Raw genomic sequence first — 19,707 nt, 5'->3', positions numbered from 1 at the left:
GCCTCTATCCTGCTTTCCGACGGATCTCACCCGCCTGTGCGTCGACGGGCCCCGGTTCGTCATTTGATGCCGAGGGCGGTGACACGAACTCCAAAGCCACGGTCTGGCGAGCCAGCATTCGAGCCAGATCGAGGACAATAGCTTTGACAATCCGATTTTGAACGAAGTTGTCCGTCACCTCGCCTCCAGTCTCGGAAGGCTCAGTATTGCGGAAGATCAGTTCAATTTTGTTACGCGTCTTCCCGGCCATCGGTCGCTCACAATTGGGTCCGGCAGCCGATATTGGGTCAACTGAGTTCGACGGGTCGATCTGTTTGATTTATCTAAAATTGTCTATTCTATTGAGGCTATGTCACCTCTTTTCGGGCCTCTGTGTCCTCACAACGCCAAAAATCCTTCCTGGGCCAAATCGCGCAGGAGTGAAATCGGCAGGCAACTTATATTGAGACGAATCCACCGGCACGCCCCGCCCCTACGGTGCCCGCGCCTCTAGCTCCCCGGCTTGCGTTCAAATCTGCCGCTATTCCTGATTTCTGGCCGTTCGCCGTGGCGACGTGGTCCTTCTTATCAGCCACGGCCGGTACGCCGCCAATTCACGCGCGACTGGGGACGACCAATAAGTTTTCCATCCGAGACGAAGCTGATCGATGAGACCGAGGCGATGCAACTCGGCTGCATCCTCCCTGAAACGCCGCGTTCCAAAAGTCAGTATCGTGTCGGGTGTTCACAAAGGCGTTGGCCAACAGCTCAAGCGTCGTACAAACCGCTCGATCGCTCGGCACGCCAGCCCGCGTGAGAGCGTCATGCAGCTTCTGACGCTCCTGCATAGCTTCGTGGAGCATGAGTTTTCCGGCTGCAAGCGCCTCCTCGCAGACTGTCATCATAAACGCGATGAGATGGTCCGGTGTGCCGATCTCGGCTGATCCCTCGAGCATCGATGCAAGGGCGTGGCGCTGACGGTGCAAGGCCAGAGGCAGTGGGAGTGCCCAGAATCCCATGCTGTCAAGCAGTGCAATGAAGACGAGCCTAGCCATCCGCGCATTGTCCTTCGGAAAGGGTTGAATGCGGGTGACCTCAAAGAGACCAAGAGCGGCACGGATTACTGGATGGCACGCCCCCATGAGCCGGCGATCGAAGGCCGTACAAAAATCACCGACAGCCGCGCTGATCTCATCTACTTTCACAGCCGGCGGAATATCGGAACCGATCGCATCTTGGGTGTTCCGCCAGTAGAACTCTGACAGATCTCGACCCGAGCGCTGTTCGGCCAACCGAAACAACCAGCGCAGCCAGTCCGGCTTCGCCATCCTGGAGGCCGGAACTTCGTGGTCCCAGCCGCCGCTCAGTACGATATCGAGTGCACGGCAATCGCCCGCAGCGATCCGTCGGTGTCGGAAAAGCCTGAGGAGATCGAGATCGTCACGCATAGCATATTCTGCCGTGCGTCCACTGGCTTCGAGATCAAGTGAATCGGCAACAGCGCCTTGCGTGCCAAGGATGCGCAGTATGGGCATCATCCCCTGCCTGACTGCGTCATCGCGCAAGTTGGTATAGGCTCCATCAAAGCGCGCGAGACGAGCTCCAAGCTGCGCCTGCGCGAGCGCGGCCACGGCGCAGAGATTCTCTTCGTAGGAATTTGACGCTGGCCGCTCCAGCCGGGATAGCGGCACCTGGTTTGCTGCCTTCCTTGCCTCGTCGACGGCCGCGGCCAAGGCCAGCAGGTCGTGCCCTTGAAGGTCAGCGATAGTGGCGAGTTCCGGCACAACACGGTCCAAGAACTCGAGCACGAGATCTTCCGGTAACGGGATTGGCTGGCAAGCGGGATCCAGCTGCTCTTCGGCGGTCAACAGCAGAACGAAAGATTCCCAGTTGCCGCTGCGTGTCTCGGACATCCACAACCGCGGATCCTCGACCTGGATCGCGTAAGCTCGGGCGGATTGATATGGGCCAAAGGGATTGAAGCGTAGAATGCCTGTTCCCTCTACCTTCTGATAGCGCATATTGGCGCGCAAAGCCGCGAGCAGGCTATGGGGACAGGCAATAATCTGGTTGGCCATTGGACAACTCCTGGAAAGGACTGAACTGAAACAGATGCTGCCCGACGCCAGGGCGGTATCGCCTGGCGCCGGGTGCAGAAAAGGGCTGAATGCCCGTTGCGTTCGATGGTGCGGCGATGGGCGCTGCCCGGCTTGTGGGCAAGTTCACAAGTGAACAAGTTGGCTGAAGCCGAATGGGCGGTTAGATGCGCGTATATATTCGTCCGGCAAGTCGAAGCCTCAACAGGAGAAGGCAAAGAAGTTTCTTTCTGACCTTGGTGTGCGCGAACTAGGAGAGGCTGAGGAAGTCGAACTTATTCTGAAGTCCCGCTATACAGAGGAAGCTGATCTTCCCAGTGACAAAACGTACCTGCGAGATCTGAAGCGGTTTGTTGTGCTCGTCAGGCAGCAGCCAGAGAAGGCTAAAATGTTTGCGCCCTACTACATCTTTCTGGGTGACGACAATCTTTGGCGAACGCCAGATGGAATCTATCTTGACCATCCATACAAGCAAACTGATCTCTCCGCCTATTACCGCAATGTAGGAGAAGCAGCGGAATGTGCCGGATTACATGCATCCTATGCGGATAAAGGTATTAAGTTGGAGCAGATCGGAGCGTTCGCCCAAGCAGTGGGAGCGCGGACAAATCTAAAAGTCGAAGGCTGTGACTGTCGGCATAACCCGAAGTGGGACTACCTTCGCAATGTGGGTGGAGACAGATATACGTCGCCCATTGATCGTGATTTTTACATTCCGAAACTGGGCGAGTTGTTAAAGACTCCTAGCCTGGAATTGTCGCGGTTGATTTGGCGAACGCTAACGACCTTGCCGCCCAATCCGAACATGTTTCAGGCAACATATCAGCGCAATCAGAGTTGGGGTCCACGCTATGCGGATTCTACACTGATATCTGTACTGCGAAATTCTGCATGGGTTCCGCAGAGTGATGGAATCTTTGTTCGTCCAGCAGAGGCATCAAGAGGGGAGTTGCCGGAAGGATTTCCGTTCGACTCGGGGTCCAGGGGCTTGAAGGTGATCGAATTCGGCAGTGATGCTGAACGCCAATCGGCACAGAAGCGTGAAAAGGACGACGTTGCGAAGATTGCTGGTTTCGCTGACGCGACTGCTTTAGAACGCGCCCAACGGTTTGCTGCATTGCCTAAGGAAGAACAAGAGAGGTTTTTTGCGGAAAGGGAAGCTGCCGCGAAATCGGCCATTCCAGATCGAGAGCCAGCAAGTCCGCAGCGTCGTGCGCAGAATGTTGCTGAGCAGGCGGAAAATGCTCCAGACAAGGAGAGTGAAGTCCGCAGCCGGGCGGTGTCTATCGGCCGGGACGAAGTGAAGGCAGAGTCAGAACAGTATTTACGACAGCACTATCGAAACGTTGACGGAGAGATGACGTGCCAGATTTGTAAAGGCCCTCTGCCTTTCAAGTTAGATGATGGTAGCGACTATTTTGAGACCGTTGAATTCCTGCCAGAACTCAGGAAGCGCCATCCTCAGAACTACCTGGCACTTTGTCCTAATCACTCTGCAATGTACCGATATGCACATGGGTCAAAAGAAGTTATCCGAGGAATGGTCGAAAATCTGATCGGCAACGACCTTGAGGTTACGCTTGCTCAACAAGACACGGTGATCTACCTCAGTTCCGTTCACCTCTTTGACATCAAAGCTATCTTAGCAGCTGAGAGAAAGTTGCCTCCAGAAAATGGGTGTGACGAACCAACATAATGCCGTGAGAGTTATGATTTTGATTCGGCGTGAGTTTTCGGCGCCGATCATCATGGTAATGCCCTGGATCGATTGACACCTGAGAAGGCATACTTCGGCGCCTATTCACAAACGGCCTCGCGTGTCTCAAATACTCTGCCGACGGACATGAACTTTCTATCAGCTTCGATGACGCTCGCGCCGCGCCGGGGTTTGAGATTCTGGGTCATTTGGCCAGCAAAGCTCAAATCCTGTTTATTTGCACCACCAGCATCTGGTGGACATCGCACAGCGCACCCTTGGTAAGACGGTAAATATCGTCTCTCTGATGGGTTCACAAAAATCGGCAGCCTAACCGCCGCTCTTAATCTTCTTTATGTGCTGGGCAATCTGAGTGTGATCGATGCCATCCAGCTCGGTTGATGTAAGCAGCGTTCCGTCCGGCCCGCCACCTTCCTCATCCAACTTGATGCCGTTTTCGCGATACCAGGCGAGCTTCAGCTTCCATTTCCGTTCGTACTCTTGGCCGCCGAGCATTCCGAGATGCTCCCAGAGCCACGTCATGCCGGTGTCGGCATCCTCGATCGTGAAATCCGGGTAGCGCCATGTCTTGTCCTTTCCGACATATGGCCGCTCATACTCGTATTCGATGCCCGCCGAGGCCAGTTCGTTGGCGATAATAACTTCCGACTTCGAGATCATCAGTTCACCGCGCTTTGACCGGTGAATGTGCTTGTTGTCGTAGACGCGCTGATCGACCTGAACGGGTTCCGGTGTCTCGAAGAGATTGGTTAGCCTTCGAGCCGCGTCGGAGAGATAGCGATAATCCAGCAGCTTGTGGGGTTCACCCTGACAAAAGATCACCAGCCGTGAGTTCTGGCGTGTAAGCGCGGTGTACAAAAGCTCCCGCGATAATATCCGGGAGGGGTTGGGCAGAACGACGAACACCGTATCGAATTCGCTGCCCTGCGCCTTGTGGACAGTGAGCGCGTAAGCAAGCTCCAGAAGCTTGCCGTCCTCATCGAGATCGCTGCCCCAATACGTGTATTCAAAGCCGGGTTGCGACGACAGCGTCACCTTGAGATTATTAAGGTTTACGTTGCTGCCCTTCTTTTTGAACGGACCGGTAACGATACCGATCTCGCCGTTCGCCACGTATTTCAGCGCCTCGTTCCCCTCCTTGTTCGCCTTCGGGTAGACGTAATGGCGACGGTGATTGCCGAGGTTGATAACCTTGTCGCCGTATATGATCCCATCGCTTCCCATTGGTGCCGCGACCTTGGCGAACCGTCGGTCTTCGCGCTGCGCGCGTTTGCGTGTCTCCGCCCTGAAGCCGCTTTGAATGAGGCGATTCAGGATCATTGTCCCTGCCGCTTCGCCCTTGACGGGCGAGAGGACCTGCCATTTGTCGGCGGCCGGCCCGGAGGACCAGAAATGGAAATAGACGCTGCCGTTACTCTCGTTTCCGCCGAGCGCCTTCAGCGCGAACGACTTTTCCAAATCGTTCTGGTCGATGCCCAGCTCCTCGCCGATGACCTTCGGCAGGAGCGAATCCAACTGTGAAGGCGAGGTCCAAGGACAGATGCGCAGGTGCGGGCCGCAGTTCCCTTCGGCCAATTGGGAGATGATTTCGTCACCGCCGGGACCGGTGGGCCGACCACTAAACAGTTCGGCAAGTTCCAGGTCCTGCCGCAGCGCGCCCTTCTGACGGCTGCCAATCGTGAGTTCTCCATAACCTGCTGCAATGTGCGGCTGGTTCACCGCAAAATTCTCGGGTGTTAGGAGTTTGACGATATCGACGAAGGGCCGTCCCGCCCCGATTGGCGGTAGCTGGCTGGGGTCGCCGACGAGGATAACGCGATCTACACCGCTGAGCGCATCGAACAAGGCAGCGAGCTGTTCTTCGGTCAGCATTGACGATTCATCGACGATCACCGTCTTACAGCTTGAATACCGCTCGATATCGCCGATGACCCGGTAACTTTGCGTGGCCTCAATATAACGGTTCGGCCGCAGGAACTGTGCGAGCGTTCGCGCCTCGACGCCGGTCGCTTGTTGGAGGCGCACGCGCGCTTTTCCGGTTGGCGCGAGCAGGAGAACGCCACGTTGCCGGATTGGTGCCGCGCGGCAGAGAAACTTCAACAGCGTGGTTTTGCCCGTACCGGCGGCTCCAATCAGCACCGAAAAACGGGACGCGGCAAGTTCGGTCAGCGCTGCCGCTTTCTCGCGGCGACCCCGATCTTCCAGCGAACCATTTGGCGCCGGTGTGGCCTTGAATTCGAGGTCCAGTTCCGCGCGCCAGTCGATACTGACTGTGATGCGTTTGCCCATCTTGACGCGCTTTTGAACCGACGATGCGATCACGTCGCGCGTAATGACGAGGCGGTCGAGCTGGTAGGCCGGCTTGCCATTCTCCAGCGCGCACGGTGCGATGACCGGCGCAAGCCTTTCGCCGTGAATCTCGTATTGGTCTTCCGTCGCGGGCAGAGCCGGGCTCAAATTGAATTTCTTGAGCCGGGCAATAATCTCTTGCCGCGAGAGCAATGTATGACCGTCCACCGCTGCCTCTTCGAGGATAGCAGCCGTCGCCGCACGCAGACGCCGTCCATCGACCGGGCCCGTCATCACGGACGGTGAAGGAATCGGATGGCCGTTCGCGATCGCCTTTTCGGGAAACGCCCCCTGATCGACCGTGCGGAAGGCGATCGGCCCCGGCTGCAAGCGGTCACATTCGTAGAGCGCGTATGGATTCTTCAGAATTGCCGCGTCAGTGATTTCTTCGCCGCCCTGCCGAAGCCCGACGTTATTGCGTGTGGCGGGGTCCCACCAGCGCGCCGTTTGATCGAAGGTCAGGTCAAACCGTGCCAGTAGTTTTGCTATGGAAAGCCGCTTCGCGCCGCGTTCGCTGCCGAGAAATGTCCAAGTGTCGGCGAAGCCCGTGACTTGTGCCTTCAAATCACCCGGCAGGGTCTTCGGATCTTTCACGAGGGCGGCAAGCACAGGCCAAGGGTCACCGTTCTCTCCCGCCGCCTCCCAGCAATGATAGGCGAGTTGGTAGCCGTACTCGACGCCCATCGCGCAGAGGACGGAGCCCAGTCCCGGATAGGGACCGCGCAGATCCCACAATTCGCCAAGGCGCTGATCGATCCATTTTAGCTGTGTCGTCCAATGGCCACCGAACCGCTCATTGTAGGCAGTGAGCGCTTCCTTCGCCGCGAGCAGCGCAGCTATCGCGCCGGTCGACGTGACGTGTTCGCTCGCGTAGGAAAATTCGTTTCGGTACTCCCCCGGCACAAAGGCGATGCAATCGCGCGGGTCGAGATCAGCATCCTTTTCGCACCGGCTCAGGAGATCATGATAGGGGAGCAGGATGCCGTCGCTACTGTCGGGCCGGATGCTGTGGCAGACCGATCGCTCCCATAGATAAGAGCGGATGGGGGCATCCTTGGGCGAATCATAGTCCCATTCCTGAAGGTCGCCCATCGAAGTAATTCTTCCGACGCCGACGATCATCCATTGGTCGTCATCAATAAGCGGTGTGCGTTTCGCATAAACGAATATCAGGCTTCGCTTCGGTTTTAGCGCCCCAAAGAAGCCGTCCAGCAATGCCTTCTGGTTGGCGTGGCCCTGTACCCACGGCCTGTCATTCAACCATTCGGGTTCGTCCGGTTCGTATTTCGGGCTTGAGTCGATGCCGTATCGTTCCACGAGAGCTTGAGTGTCGATTTTGCCCTTCCGCCATTCCTCTCCCCATGCCCTGTCCTTCAACAGCCAACCGAACGGCGTCGCCGCTGCGGAATAGGCGGGATGCGTGAACCGCGTGTCACAGATGTGTTTGTGGTGATCGCTTGTCTTGGAATAGGCGTGGCGTGCCAGCCGGCATTGGGGCTTTGGTGACATGAAGTTAACCCGTTCCGAGAAGCAGGGCGGCACATCTTGGTCGGGAATGTCGCTGAAGGGCTGACCGGCATAGCGTTCCTCGGCAACTTCTTCTTTTGTCGAACCGATACGATTCAGCGCCAGGCAACTCGAGTTCAGGCGCGGCGCCTTACAGACAGTGCCGTCCCAACCGGCATCATGCCACGGCACGCGAACAGAGAGGTGACGAAGAGGAATTCTTGCGTTGCGCTCCGGCTCTGCCATCCCTTTCCCCTTTGCATGTCTTCCTTGTCCGATCAGGTAAAGGGTATAATGCCGCCGTCGTTCAATCAACACGAGAATTTTGAGATTATGGCCTACTCCCTAGGATCTTAGCGGCGGAAGGTAGGAATTTCCTGTTGCGATGGCGGAGCTGGAAAGGTCGGCTGAGTTTGCGCCTTCAGGCCAAGAGACCTTCCAATAGTGTTGGATTGCATAATGCTGTCCGTTGGTGACAGTGCCTGGCGCTTCAATGGTCCTCCTTCGACACGACAAGTGGTGAAGAGCCCCGGCTATTGCCTTGTGACGAAGGCTAAATTCTGATCCTGAACCGCTTCTTCGGAAATGCGCTGTATCGCCCAATTCCCGTTGGGGACGCCAGCAACAGAGGTTGAACCTGTGAACGCTTACCGTAAGTATGTCGGTGGCGCCGAAGAGATGGATGCTGACCATCACGTTATGCGGGAAACCGCTAGCAGCACGATTTTGGCCATTTCTGGGTCTTGTTTTACCGCGACCCATTTCTCCTGCGCTTTCAGGCGTGAAAACTAGGGCGATATCCCCAAAATTGGCTTAGCCACCGCAACCGGCTTCATCCGAGCTGGTGCTGTGCTGATCTGGCAAGTCGACGAATCCAATCCGGGGCATCGAAAGACTACGGCAACATACTGGCTGAGAGTCTCTTCCACTCGGCAAGCAATCCGTAAGTCATCGTTGAGCCGATAAAATCTAGGGACGAATCAAAGCAGACACCATTTAGGCCTGCCGGTATGCCTTACCGACACCGATAGTGATCTGCATCACCCGAATTTTCTAACCAGATCCACTCAGCCAACGTCCGAGTTCAACGATGTCCGCCCTGAGGCGACTCTCGTCACGACTGGATGGAGACTGAATGTTGAAATCTCTTGCGGTTTGTCTGGTTGCCCTTGCCCTGTGGACCGCCGGTTCCGCCCGGGCCGAAACGCGTGCTGCGCTGGTCATCGCCAATGGGTCCTACAGCGGCGACCTGGCGGCCCTGCCGAATCCCGTGAATGACGGCAAAGTCGTTGCCGCGGCGCTGGAGCGGGTTGGCTTTTCCGTCACGCTGTTGACCGACGCGGACCAAGCCGAAATGAAAAAGGCCATCAAGGGATTCGGTAAAACGCTCGAGGCCGCCGGCGAAGGCGCTGTCGGGCTGTTCTACTACGCCGGACACGGCATGCAGGTGGGCGGCATGAATTATCTTGTCCCGGTGGGCGCCGCGATTGAACGGGAAGAAGATGCAGATCTCGAAGCCGTCCAGGCCGAAACGGTTCTCCACCAAATGGAGTTTGCGGGAACCAGCGTCAACATCGTCATTCTCGACGCCTGCCGCAATAATCCTCTGGCGCGCGGCGCGGCCTCGGCCGGTGATGGCCTAGCACGCATGGACGCTCCGACGGGCAGTTTTGTCGCCTATTCCACGGCACCGGGCGACCTTGCCGTGGACGGCGCTGGGTCGAACAGCCCGTTCGCCCAAGCCTTGTCGACAGAGATCCAGGTGCCCAATCTCGCCATTGAAGAAGTGTTCCGCCGCGTACGTGTCAAGGTAAAGAGCGAGACGGAGGATCGACAGGTGCCCTGGGATTCGTCATCTCTCACCAGGTCGTTTGCGTTCAATCCCACGGGGCTTGCAGATGCCGATGCGTCGGCTGCGGCCGCGCCGCACTGGACGACCGCCGAGTTGCAGGTGGGCAAGTCCGGAATCGAGCGCAACGGCGAAAAACACGTTTCGGATTCCGAGAGTGCCGAGAAGGCTAGTGCCGATGCGGTGCAGTTAGCTGCGTTGGGACGCCAATTGCGACCCCGCGCAGACATCCTCGATGCCGTCGGCGCCACGCCCCTGTTCCAGGGCTTTCCGAGATCTGGCAATTACCGCGCTGATATTCGCTATCAATTCGTCGAACCAGGTCGCGCCATATCCGAAACCCTCGAGGTGAAGGCGCTGTCCGACAATCTTGCTGCGGTGCGCCGCGAGACGGTCGAAGTGAAGTCCTGGAACAACGTGCCGGGCGCGTATCGCCTGGAAAACGCGGAGGAAGAGGTGGCGATCGGGCCACTTGCCCTTACCCAGCTCAGTAACGGCACAATGAAGAATCCCGGGGGCGTCGAAAATTTGAGCGCTGGTGGGCGTATCTCGGCGCTGCGCGCGACGGACGGCTATCTTTTTCCCATGAAGAATGGTGCCTGGACCGATCTCACTTATGCCTTCGAGGAACCGGGCGGGCAGCCGCGCGACGTGAACCTGTTCGCCGAGGTCACCGGAAGCCTGTCATGCGAGAAAGTCCATACGACGCTCAGCGGCCGCTGCTTCATTCTGGAGATAACAACGCGGCTGGTCCTCGGTACCGAAACGAGCTATCGCAACCTCGTCTTTGTCGAAGACCTAGCCGCCTTCATTCCCTTTGGCGAGTTCGGATCGCACGGCGTGGCCGAGGGTCGCGTGGAGCTGGTGTCGATCGAGCGACTGCCCTGATGGCGTACCTCAAAGAGGCGACCGCGTGCCTGCTGGCTTTTTGCATGTCGTGGTCGGCACATTCAGTGGTTGCGGATGAGCCGGTTCTGGCCGGAGCCGCCAGCGTGATTGATGGTGACACGATCGAAATTGCGGGGCAGCGCATCAGGATCATGGATGTCGATGCACCGGAACGGGGGCAGCACTGCACGGCCGCCGACAGATCACTTTGGCCCTGCGGTGATGCGGCGGCGGATGCTCTGGCAACGGTGATGCACGGCAAGCAGGTATCCTGTGGAACGGTCGGCAAACCCAGCCGCGGGTTGCAACTGGCGCGCTGCGCGGCAGAGGGAGTCGATCTTGCCAACTGGCTGTTGGCCGCGGGCTGGGCAGTGCCAGCGCGGAACTGCAAATGCGAAGTTGCGCGCGATCTGGCGCGTCTCGCTGAGGCTGGCGGACACGGTATCTGGGGCAGTGCGTTCCAGTTGCCCTGGGACTGGCGCGTATTACGCTAGCCGTCGGCGCTGATCAACACCATGTGAACGCGGTCACACCGACTGCATCCGGAACGCCTGCCATGCGTCCTATGGTTCATGGGTGAGCGGCTTCTTACTCGAGGAAACATCACCCTGGTTTGGCGGCGCTCTCTCATGTGCCCAGGCGGCATCAGAACATTTGCCGAGCCCTCCTGGCTGAGCCAGGTTTCTTGATCAAACGGAAGGATTTCAGGAATGACGACCAATCTCTTCAGCCGTTCGCGGGTCACCATCATAACGATGTGCCTCGGCGTGACACTTGCCGCCGTACAGGCCCACGCCATGGGGTCGGACTCCTCAACGGGGTCCGCACGGATCACCGATTATGCCAAGGCTGTCGAACTGATCGATGATGAGGAGTACAGCAAGGCCATTCCACTGCTGAAGAAGTCGATCCGCGAAAAGGGCGACTATGCCGATGCCCTCAACCAGCTTGGCTTTGCCTACCGGAAGTCCGGCAACTGGAAGGTCGGGATGGAATACTATCTGAAGGCCCTGGCACTCGAACCCAACCATCTCGGTGCCAATGAGTATCTTGGCGAGCTCTATTTGGAGGAAGATGATCTCCCCAACGCGGAGAAGCAGTTGGTGACGCTCCAGAAGGCGTGCGGCACATGCGACGAATATGAAGAGTTGGCCGAGGCCATCGAGGACTACAAAGACGACAAGAACATTGACTGATCTCAAGCTATTGTTCTCGATGTACAAGATTCCCTGCAACAAAAGTTGAGCCGCTGCGTCCTATTCGGGCTTCCTGTGAGCATCGTTGGGATTGCGACCCCCCGTCAGCGTCTCATGAAAACCGATGTCACATAGCGAGCGGCGGCCCGGCAGCCTGGGCCGCCGCTTTTTTGAAACTTGCCGCGGGCTCGCCGGTTCGTGCCGTCCGGTGGTCGCGCGGTCGCCAGCAACCATGGCTTGGATCAGAGAGAAGGTTATGTCGCGAAGCGTTCGAATGTTCATTGCCACAATATGTATGTCCGCCGCTCTCCTGGCCGGTTGTGACCAGGCGCCGAAGACCGAAACAGTGGCGGCCGGCGATCTGTACGCCGAAGCCGATGCCGCCTACGGCCGCCAGGACTATGCGACGGCACGTGAATTGTATCGCTTTGCCGCCAACAGGGGTGAAGCCATCGGCCAATACAAGCTGGGGCTTTTGTATTACTGGGGTAACGGTGTGCCGCAGGATTATCTCGCGGCGGTGACCTGGTTGCGCAAGGCGGCCGAACAGGGCAATGCGGAAGGCCAGTTCAATATCGGGCAGCTGTTCCTGACCGGCCAGGGCGTACCACGAGATCTCGAAAAGGCAGCGAAATGGTTGCGCCTGGCGGCAGCTCAGGGGCATCACAAGGCGCAGGCGAGCCTTGACCGGCTGCTTGGTGATGCGCCCGGCGTCGTTGCCATATCCTCAAGGAACTGATCGGGCCAGGGCCATTTGCGGCAAATCTTGCAACCGGATCGATGGCCACGGCGTCTTCTCGCAGTCACTCTGTTTCAACCAACATCACTCGATGGAGTTTGTCATAAGTTATGCATTTGCCGGCCTCAGTCCCTTTGATCGGATCGGCTCCGAAGACGATCGGGAAGCCACCGCGATGAACGATCGTACAGTCCAGATCGTGACCGCATCTGAAATTGACCAGCTCCAGCGCATTGGTTCGCTGCAGGGCATCATGCCGACTGACGGTGTGCGAGTTGCCCTCGCGCCCGCGGCTTGACGCCGGACTTGTCTGCAGAACGACCATAGATCGAACACCGGCGTTGGGGAGGCTCGATGTTGGATGACGCAGCCAGCACAGGCAGAATTCCGCTCTGCCTGGAGCCTCCCCCGCTTCCCTGCGAGCGCGACCTTCCTGTCTATGCAGCGCTGGCCAGAATTCAGGAAGCCATTTTTGGCTTCGGCCTCAAATACGACCTCCAGCTCTTGGGCGTACGTCACAGGACGGTTGTGGCCAAGCTGCTGGGGGCGGATGGTACTGTCGTCAGTCAAGGGGTCGGTAAGGGTGATCTTGCCCAAGCTATCGTCGGCGCCTTGTTCGAAGCTGTCGAGCATCATTGCACGATGGGCCTGGTCGACCACCCCAACAGCGCGGTGGTGCCGATCGCGGATCTGCTGAACGCCGGTCATTGTGCCGACGAACGTATCATTGATCTCTTGCGAGGTGAGACCGGCACCAGGCTCGCCGTACGCCGCTATGCGCCGCTCGTCGGCCAAGAGCAGATCACTTATCCTTTATTTCTCACCGACCCTGCCTATTGGCGCCAGGATCGTCTGCCGGGCGATGATTTTGGCTATGCTCGGCTCCTGCGCTACTCCAGCAATAGCGGCACGGCGATCGGGTCGAATGGTGCCGAAGCGCTGACTCACGCGCTCAACGAAGTGATTGAGCGGGACGCCTTTTCGGAGTTTCTGGTCAGCCAGTTCTATGCCCCGACCGGCGAACCTGTTCGATTGGTATCCGAAGAGTCGTTGCCATCTGCCATAGAGACTACCCTCAGCCAAGCGCGGCGCGAACTGGGCGCCGAAATCTATCTCATCGATATGACGAGTCGATTCGGGGTCCCCACCTATCTAGCGGCGGCCAGTGCAAGTACAGGCGGTATCCCGTCACATGGTTGCGGGACATCCCTTGATGCCGGCCATGCCATCCAACGCAGCGTGACCGAGCTCATCCAGTATCATCATGTCCGAACCTACTTGCCGGCGGCCGCGTCAGATGTGCTGGCCTGGGCAGGCCAATTGGAAGCGTATCCAGCGCTGCGGCGCTGTCTCGAAATGGATATTGGAGCACGTATCAAGGCGGTAGGAAGAGTGCACGTGCCAGTTGGCGGAGCGGATGCGCAATTCTGGTCTGGCCGTTGCGCGACCGACCACAAATTCGAGATCGCGCGGCGGATCGAGCTTGCCGGCAGTCGGGCCTATTTTGCGATCCGGCATATGACGGAAAACGGCATCACCGTGGCAACAGCCCTGATCCCGGGTTGCGATCGGTTCTTTCTGGTTGCCTCCGGCCTGATCGTGCTGCCATCGCGCCGTCTGCTGATGGCACCAGAGATCGGTCAGGCTGCAAAATGACCCTGGGCTTCGACGGCACATTCAACTCGTCCGCCGAGAAAGTTGACGGCAAAGGCGCGATCGACATGGTCTACCCGATCGTCCTCGATTTCGGCCTGCCCGATACGATACGTCAGGCTCTTGTTGCGAATGTAGAGCTCATCACACGCTATCCTCATCAATCGACGGATCTCAAGTCAGCGCTTGCCGACTACCTGACTGTCGCCCCGAGTCAGATCATGCCCACCGCGGGTGTCAATGGCGGGCTGGATCTGGTCGCGCGTGCCTTGCTCGCCGGCAAGAAGGTCCTTGTCCCGGTGCCGGCCTTCTGGCAGCTGGCGCTTGCGCCTGAGCGGTATGGCGCAACCATTGTCACCTGTCCGCTTAAAGACGCCGCACAGATGATCGCGCGGTTCAGTGCGTGTGACGCGATCATCCTGTCACACCCCAACAATCCGTTGGGCACGAAGCTGCCGCAGGATACCGTGGCATCGTTGCTCGCCGTTGCCGAAAAAAGACTGGTGATCGTTGACGAAAGCTATGCTGATCTTGTTGGTGAGACGTATGCCTCAGGGACGATGCCGAACAATCTCATTATCCTACGCGGCTTCAAGGCGTTCCTCATTCCAGGCGCCCGTCTTGGTTATGTAGTCGGGTCGGACAGATTGATTTCGCGGCTGCATGCCTTCGTGCCGCCGTTTGACGTTAGCGTTCAGGCTGAGCTCGCAGGGATTGCCGTCCTCGGTCATCTTGGTGAAATCAAGGAGATCTGGTCCAAGGTTCTGCGCAATCGCGGCGAGCTGGAGGCAGCCTTGTTGAAGGTTGGCGGCACATACTCGCCAAGCACCACCCTGTTTGCCTGCTGGCAGCATCCGCAGGCCCCCGCCATCGGCCGCGCGTTGCTGGCGCGGGGCGTCGTTACGATGTTTCCCGGCAAGTCTTTTATCCTAGGCATGCCGCCTGATTGTATCCGCCTGACCGCGCGGCTGCCGCAGATCCAGGAGGAAGCAATGCGTCGCCTGCACGAGGTGATGGTTGCCCTTTGATGCGGAATAGTTTGCAACCGCCCTCGGCGCTGCCGCGTCTTAAAAGGGTACAGCAACGATCAACGGGTGGGGTAGGCCATGGGCTATTATCATACAAAAATTCACTCATGCATTACCGTGAACGGCGATTCTGCCTATCTCGGTAATCGGATGGCGCTGCAGACTCTGACCGGTACCGAGATGCGTGAACTGGATGTTTCGGCCGCCACCAGTCAAAGCGTGGATGCGCCGGACCAGAATGGCGTGGCACCATTCGATCGATGCGCCTGATGGTCGGGATCAGCTAGGCGACGTCTCCATCGCTGCTGAATGTGAATCGTGAAACCACTGATAGAATTGGCTGAGATCGAAGCCGCAGCGCGGCACCGCATTTTCTTTCTCCGCGTGCGGCGGCGGATCTATGTCGGGCAGAAGCCGGTCGATCTGCCGATCGAATCGTTCGGCATAGTCGATCCGAGCATGTTGCTGGGCGAACTGCACACTGTGCGGGGCGAGGAGAGTTGCATCAAGATCCAGCTCATGCCTCTGTCGACGACGGAACGCAACGTGGCATTCGAGGCAGCGCTCGCGTTCGAAACCAGTGAACTTGAGTTTCCCTTTGCCCTGCTGGGGCCGGACAGGCGGGAGTTGGTTTCACCGCCGGAATTCTGGACGCAAGGGAGTGACCTAGCTGAGCTTCTGGATGCCGGTGAACGTCATCTACGCGACTTTACTCGCCAGATCATTCCAACCCTGAAGCTTTCCCGCAATGCTATCGTCTTCGACCCGGCCTGTTCGACCGGCACCTTCCTAGTCTCGATCGGCGAAGCGTTCCCGGAGTTTCAGCTCTACGGTGCCGATATCAGCCCGCGGATGGTTGAGCTCGCGAGAACAAGATTACAGCAGGTCGAAGTGGCGACGATCGGGCAGTTCAGCTCGACAATCGCCGGCAGTGAATTGCTCGTATTGCGATTTCTCAATGCAGAGGTGATGCGCAGCGAGGAGGCCGCATCATATTTTGCGGGATTTGCTGATCGGCTGCCTAGCAAGAGCTACATGCTGATCATGGGTTATACGCCGATTGCCATCAGCATTCCCTACCTTGCCAGCCAACACGGTCTCTCCGTCATCCGGAGCATCGGCGGTTGGCAAGGCATGATCTTCCAGTTCTACGTGCTTCGCAAAAGATGAATGGCTGTTCGTAGTCCTGCGACAGCCGCCGCTTCACCAACGTCTCCTCTTCTCGACCTCGAAAAATCAAAAGGAAAAACATGAAAAAAGTTCTCCTGGGAACTTCGGCGCTGCTCAGCGTCAGCTTTTTGGCCGGTACCGCTGTGGCCTATGACGGCGTTAAATTGAGTCTTGGTGGCTTCATGCGGTCATACTATGGCATCACCGTCGATGACGATGGAGCCAATGAAATCGGTGATGACCACAACCTTGACGGCGTTGGCACTGATGCCGAGATCTACTTCCTGGGTTCGGTCACGCTCGACAACGGCGTGACGGTCGGTGCGCGCATAGAGCTCGAAGCCGAGAACGAAGCCGATCAGATCGACGCCGCTTACGCCTTCTTCAAGGGCGGTTTCGGTGACATCCGTATCGGTTCGCAGGCGGGTGCTGCCGGAAACATGTATATGCTGCCACCCGGGTCGACCGCCAATTTCGGTCCGTATTCGCCGAACACCAGCGGCGCTGTCATCTTGCCGGCCTTTGATCCCGAGGGCACCCTGACCAGGCAGGACAAGTCGCAGAAGGTTGCCTACTATTCGCCGATCTGGTCCGGGTTCAGCTTCGGCCTGTCCTACACGCCTAACGATGACGAGGAGGGCTATTCCGGCGACGACGATGCCGACGGAACGTTTCATCCCTTCCGCGAGTCGGATAGTGCCAATCACAATGTCGGCCTCGGCCTCCACTATGATTATCAGGGCGATGGCTGGGGCCTGGCCCTTGGCGGTGCTGCCTATTGGGAAGGCGATGTCGAAGATGCAGGGCAGAATGGCGGCGATGCCGACGAACAAGCCGGTTACAATGCTGGCGTCAACCTCTCTTTCGGCAATCTCAGCTTCGGCACAGCGTTCACTTTCTTGGACGACGGGGCCGGCACCAAGGGCGACGATGTCTGGATGGTCGGCGTCGGGGGCGCGTATGAGATTGATGCCTGGACCTTTGGGTTGGGTTGGGCGCATGTGAACTCGGAAAACGCTGCGGTCGACGATGACGACAACAAACTCGACCGCTATGCCTTGACGGGTTCCTACGCCATGGGACCAGGTATCGATATCGATGCGGCCCTCGCCTATACACGGGTCGAGTCCGCCGATGAAAGTGATGGAGCCGACGACTACGACGCGTTTGAAGTGTCCGTCGGTTCGTCGATCAAGTTTTAAACAGCACCTGCGTGTAACCTCGGAGAGGCAAGGCAGGAATGCCTTACCTCTCCTTTTTTTTGCGGCTGGTGCGCCTTCCAGGAGATCATTCCGTGTTGACCAGATCTAAGGTCTTACGACAATGGCGGATCGATGGAACAACCGGAACGCCAGATAGCGCTAGAAAAAAACTGTCGGCCTCAGGAATGACGATCTGGACGACGACGATCTCTTCCGGAAAACGTGCAATCGTGGCACCGAAGATCCCACTGTAGGATCGCCTGGCGACAGCGAGCGTTGATGCTAGGGTAGAAGCAAGGGACCAGAGAGGCTTGCCGGACTCCTCCGGAAAGATATTTTGGGCCGCCGCCGCAAAGGTCATCGGCGATAGATCGACATGCGCTGTAAAAGTACTCCAGTGCAAGCTGGAGATACGTGAGAGCGCCGGGAGGCCGGCGACTCGCTGCCGGTGGCCGGTCTGGGCTTCTCGCATATCATGCCGCATGGCAAGGGCATGGGCGCTTTGGGCGCATTCATCAATTGCCCGTTGGGCGGCACGGAGTCCACATAGGGCTGTGCCAGCACCCCAGACGGGATGGTCATCCTCCGACATGACAAGGGCAACAAAAGTCGGGAGTTCATCTGGTTGACTGATCAGCAGCAATGCGAGTTCACTGTCAACGATCTTGCAGGTCGCCTCAAAAGCGCGCTGCATGTCCAATGGTAGTGTGGCCGGATCGATCAGGCCAACAGGTATGCGTTCCAGAAACGTGCCGGAGGCCAGCATACGCGACAGCAGGTCCCTCTCGATTACTTCGTTGATGCCGTGAAGTACGGCCTCGTCGTTGCCCAGACCGATGGCTGTGCCGCTGTTGCTCGAATAACGCTCGACACCGTGAAAGGAAGTGCCGCCTGTCATGCAGCGAGGATTGATAAGAAATTCCGGATAGAGGATGTTATCGGTACCGGCTATCGCTGTGAACCTCCGGACGGCAAGGTCTATATCTTCACTTTCCGCAAACAAGCTGATGGCGCGATCGCCCGTGAGCGCCGGATCACGGGTAAGTGCCATGCTGCTCTTGAATGTTTTAGGCGCCGTGGCATCAGCTGCAGCGAGGTCGAGTGCATAGTGCTCGAGCGCTTCAAAATAGGCGCCAGTCAGAGCATCGCAGCATTGTCCTTTGCCGATGCCGTGGGCAACCGGCTCACCCTGGTGCAGCAACGACACAAAGGCAGCGCCCGGCGTTGCCGCTACGGTCTCGACTCTTGATTCAAGCTCCAGGGTCGAAATGGCGCGGAGAACCTTGTGCAGCGCAACTTCACCTGGCTGGCTTCGAAAAGCTGAATTCACGTGATGACCCTCGCGAAAAAATGGGGGGGCCAATCTGCGTTGCCCCCCCCATTTCATGACCGGGGAGAAGTCTACGACTTCGAAATCTCGACCTGGCGCATGATCTGCCTTTCATTGGGCGTCATGCAGGACAGGGCCGGCTTCAGCGCCGGTCCCTTGCTCCCATCCATTTTCACCACGTCGCGGTCAACGCCACCGCCGCCCCAGCCCATTTCGTAATTTGGCCAACGAGCCGCACCCATAACAACCTCCATCATATTGTTTCAACCATGCGGATGTGGTGCGCAAGTTGTGAAATATTCGCACCACAAATACGCAACAGTGTGACGCCGCATAAAGAAAGTTGGTTGCAGCAACTATGGGCTGGTCGAAGGCCGATAACTCCCTTTTCAAGGAGTATGACCGCAACCTTGATAGGTAGAGTCGATATTGAACCGAAAGGCTCTTTGTGTGGGCACCAAGGGTGAGGCGACTTAACTGGTGCTGAGGATCAGGAAATATTTACCGAAATTTAATAAACTCAGATCTACTCTTCCTTACTAAACAGTTGTGGAGATGAAAAAATGCATAAAATGCTTTTCAGCGTCGCAGTTGTCGTATCGGCGGGACTTGCGGCGATCGCACTGTTTCCCGAGCACGCCATTGCACAGGCAGCCACCACTGCAACGGTGGCTGGAGCGGTCGATGACGATGGAGATGCTGGTGCAGATCGGAACAGATTTGCCCAACCTGGGTTCGATGACGATCCGGCTGTCCCACATTTTGTGCCTGGAACACCAGCCGGCCAACGCTTTAACGGCTCAGGCACAGGCTTTAAGTCCCGCCTCTTGATTGTTAATGGGTCGCGCAGCTGCCCATTGGACTACCCGGAGAGGGTGCCGAGTGTATTGGATTGCGTAAGAATTGATTGAGGGAGGCAGGCGAGGGATCGCTCTTCGTTCTGTCGGCAACGCCTAGTTGCCATAGATGCAGTCAATCAAACGTCCGAAACCTCGGGCGCTGGAA

Annotated in this window: 16 protein-coding genes; 11 read left to right on the top strand and 5 right to left on the bottom strand. The window is 57.7% G+C overall.

The window, feature by feature from the left end; all coding sequences use genetic code 11:
- Window positions 1–4 precede the first annotated feature (4 nt).
- Window positions 5–250, bottom strand: a complete 246-nt coding sequence (locus IPK59_22405) for a hypothetical protein (GenBank protein MBK8161385.1) — start codon at window positions 248–250, stop codon at window positions 5–7.
- A gap of 343 nt (window positions 251–593) precedes the next feature.
- A complete protein-coding gene (locus tag IPK59_22400; GenBank protein ID MBK8161384.1) occupies window positions 594–2,057 on the bottom strand; it encodes a Fic family protein in 1,464 nt (487 codons plus the stop codon).
- A 406-nt stretch (window positions 2,058–2,463) separates the two neighbouring features.
- Between IPK59_22400 and IPK59_22395 the strand changes: the two genes are divergently transcribed.
- Window positions 2,464–3,771, top strand: a complete 1,308-nt coding sequence (locus IPK59_22395; protein MBK8161383.1) for a hypothetical protein — start codon at window positions 2,464–2,466, stop codon at window positions 3,769–3,771.
- Window positions 3,772–4,101: 330 nt separating this feature from the next.
- Here the strand turns inward: IPK59_22395 and IPK59_22390 are convergent, their stop codons facing one another.
- Window positions 4,102–7,893, bottom strand: coding sequence for an AAA family ATPase (locus IPK59_22390; protein ID MBK8161382.1), 3,792 nt, complete (start codon window positions 7,891–7,893; stop codon window positions 4,102–4,104).
- 889 nt (window positions 7,894–8,782) lie between these two features.
- On the opposite strand from IPK59_22390, the gene IPK59_22385 reads away from it, so the two are divergent.
- The 9 genes from IPK59_22385 to IPK59_22345 all read left to right on the top strand — a co-directional run bounded on the left by IPK59_22385 (window position 8,783) and on the right by IPK59_22345 (window position 17,372).
- Complete coding sequence (locus IPK59_22385; GenBank protein MBK8161381.1) at window positions 8,783–10,384, top strand: caspase family protein; 1,602 nt, start codon at window positions 8,783–8,785, stop codon at window positions 10,382–10,384.
- On the top strand, window positions 10,384–10,878 hold the full coding sequence (locus IPK59_22380; GenBank protein MBK8161380.1) for a thermonuclease family protein: 495 nt from the start codon (window positions 10,384–10,386) through the stop codon (window positions 10,876–10,878). The genes IPK59_22385 and IPK59_22380 overlap by 1 nt, the downstream gene beginning before the upstream one ends.
- 216 nt (window positions 10,879–11,094) lie before the next feature.
- Window positions 11,095–11,580 (top strand): tetratricopeptide repeat protein, encoded by a 486-nt coding sequence (locus IPK59_22375; protein ID MBK8161379.1) that lies wholly within the window; start codon window positions 11,095–11,097, stop codon window positions 11,578–11,580.
- Between the two features lie 295 nt (window positions 11,581–11,875).
- On the top strand, window positions 11,876–12,319 hold the full coding sequence (locus IPK59_22370; protein MBK8161378.1) for a sel1 repeat family protein: 444 nt from the start codon (window positions 11,876–11,878) through the stop codon (window positions 12,317–12,319).
- 354 nt (window positions 12,320–12,673) lie between these two features.
- Complete coding sequence (locus IPK59_22365; GenBank protein MBK8161377.1) at window positions 12,674–13,975, top strand: YcaO-like family protein; 1,302 nt, start codon at window positions 12,674–12,676, stop codon at window positions 13,973–13,975.
- Window positions 13,972–15,000 (top strand): histidinol-phosphate aminotransferase family protein, encoded by a 1,029-nt coding sequence (locus IPK59_22360; GenBank protein MBK8161376.1) that lies wholly within the window; start codon window positions 13,972–13,974, stop codon window positions 14,998–15,000. Before IPK59_22365 ends, IPK59_22360 begins: the two co-directional genes overlap by 4 nt.
- A gap of 78 nt (window positions 15,001–15,078) precedes the next feature.
- Window positions 15,079–15,270: a hypothetical protein gene (locus IPK59_22355; GenBank protein ID MBK8161375.1), complete on the top strand. Its 192-nt coding sequence runs from the start codon at window positions 15,079–15,081 to the stop codon at window positions 15,268–15,270.
- Window positions 15,271–15,336: 66 nt separating this feature from the next.
- Window positions 15,337–16,170, top strand: coding sequence for a class I SAM-dependent methyltransferase (locus tag IPK59_22350; GenBank protein ID MBK8161374.1), 834 nt, complete (start codon window positions 15,337–15,339; stop codon window positions 16,168–16,170).
- Between the two features lie 80 nt (window positions 16,171–16,250).
- Window positions 16,251–17,372 carry a porin gene (locus IPK59_22345; protein ID MBK8161373.1) on the top strand — a complete coding sequence of 374 codons (1,122 nt, stop codon included), beginning with the start codon at window positions 16,251–16,253 and terminating at the stop codon, window positions 17,370–17,372.
- A gap of 85 nt (window positions 17,373–17,457) precedes the next feature.
- Here the strand turns inward: IPK59_22345 and IPK59_22340 are convergent, their stop codons facing one another.
- Both IPK59_22340 and IPK59_22335 read right to left on the bottom strand, forming a co-directional pair.
- Window positions 17,458–18,702 (bottom strand): YcaO-like family protein, encoded by a 1,245-nt coding sequence (locus IPK59_22340; protein ID MBK8161372.1) that lies wholly within the window; start codon window positions 18,700–18,702, stop codon window positions 17,458–17,460.
- A 71-nt stretch (window positions 18,703–18,773) separates the two neighbouring features.
- Window positions 18,774–18,944: a hypothetical protein gene (locus IPK59_22335; protein MBK8161371.1), complete on the bottom strand. Its 171-nt coding sequence runs from the start codon at window positions 18,942–18,944 to the stop codon at window positions 18,774–18,776.
- A gap of 442 nt (window positions 18,945–19,386) precedes the next feature.
- Here IPK59_22335 and IPK59_22330 point away from each other — a divergent pair, with 442 nt between their 5' ends.
- Entirely contained in the window at window positions 19,387–19,533 is a 147-nt protein-coding gene (locus IPK59_22330; GenBank protein ID MBK8161370.1) for a hypothetical protein, read from the top strand.
- Window positions 19,534–19,707 lie beyond the last annotated feature (174 nt).

The organism is Rhodospirillaceae bacterium (assembly GCA_016712715.1).
Taxonomy (GTDB): domain Bacteria; phylum Pseudomonadota; class Alphaproteobacteria; order Dongiales; family Dongiaceae; genus Dongia.
The sequence above is the reverse complement of the archived record's forward strand: the minus strand, read 5'-3'. Positions and strand labels throughout refer to the sequence as shown.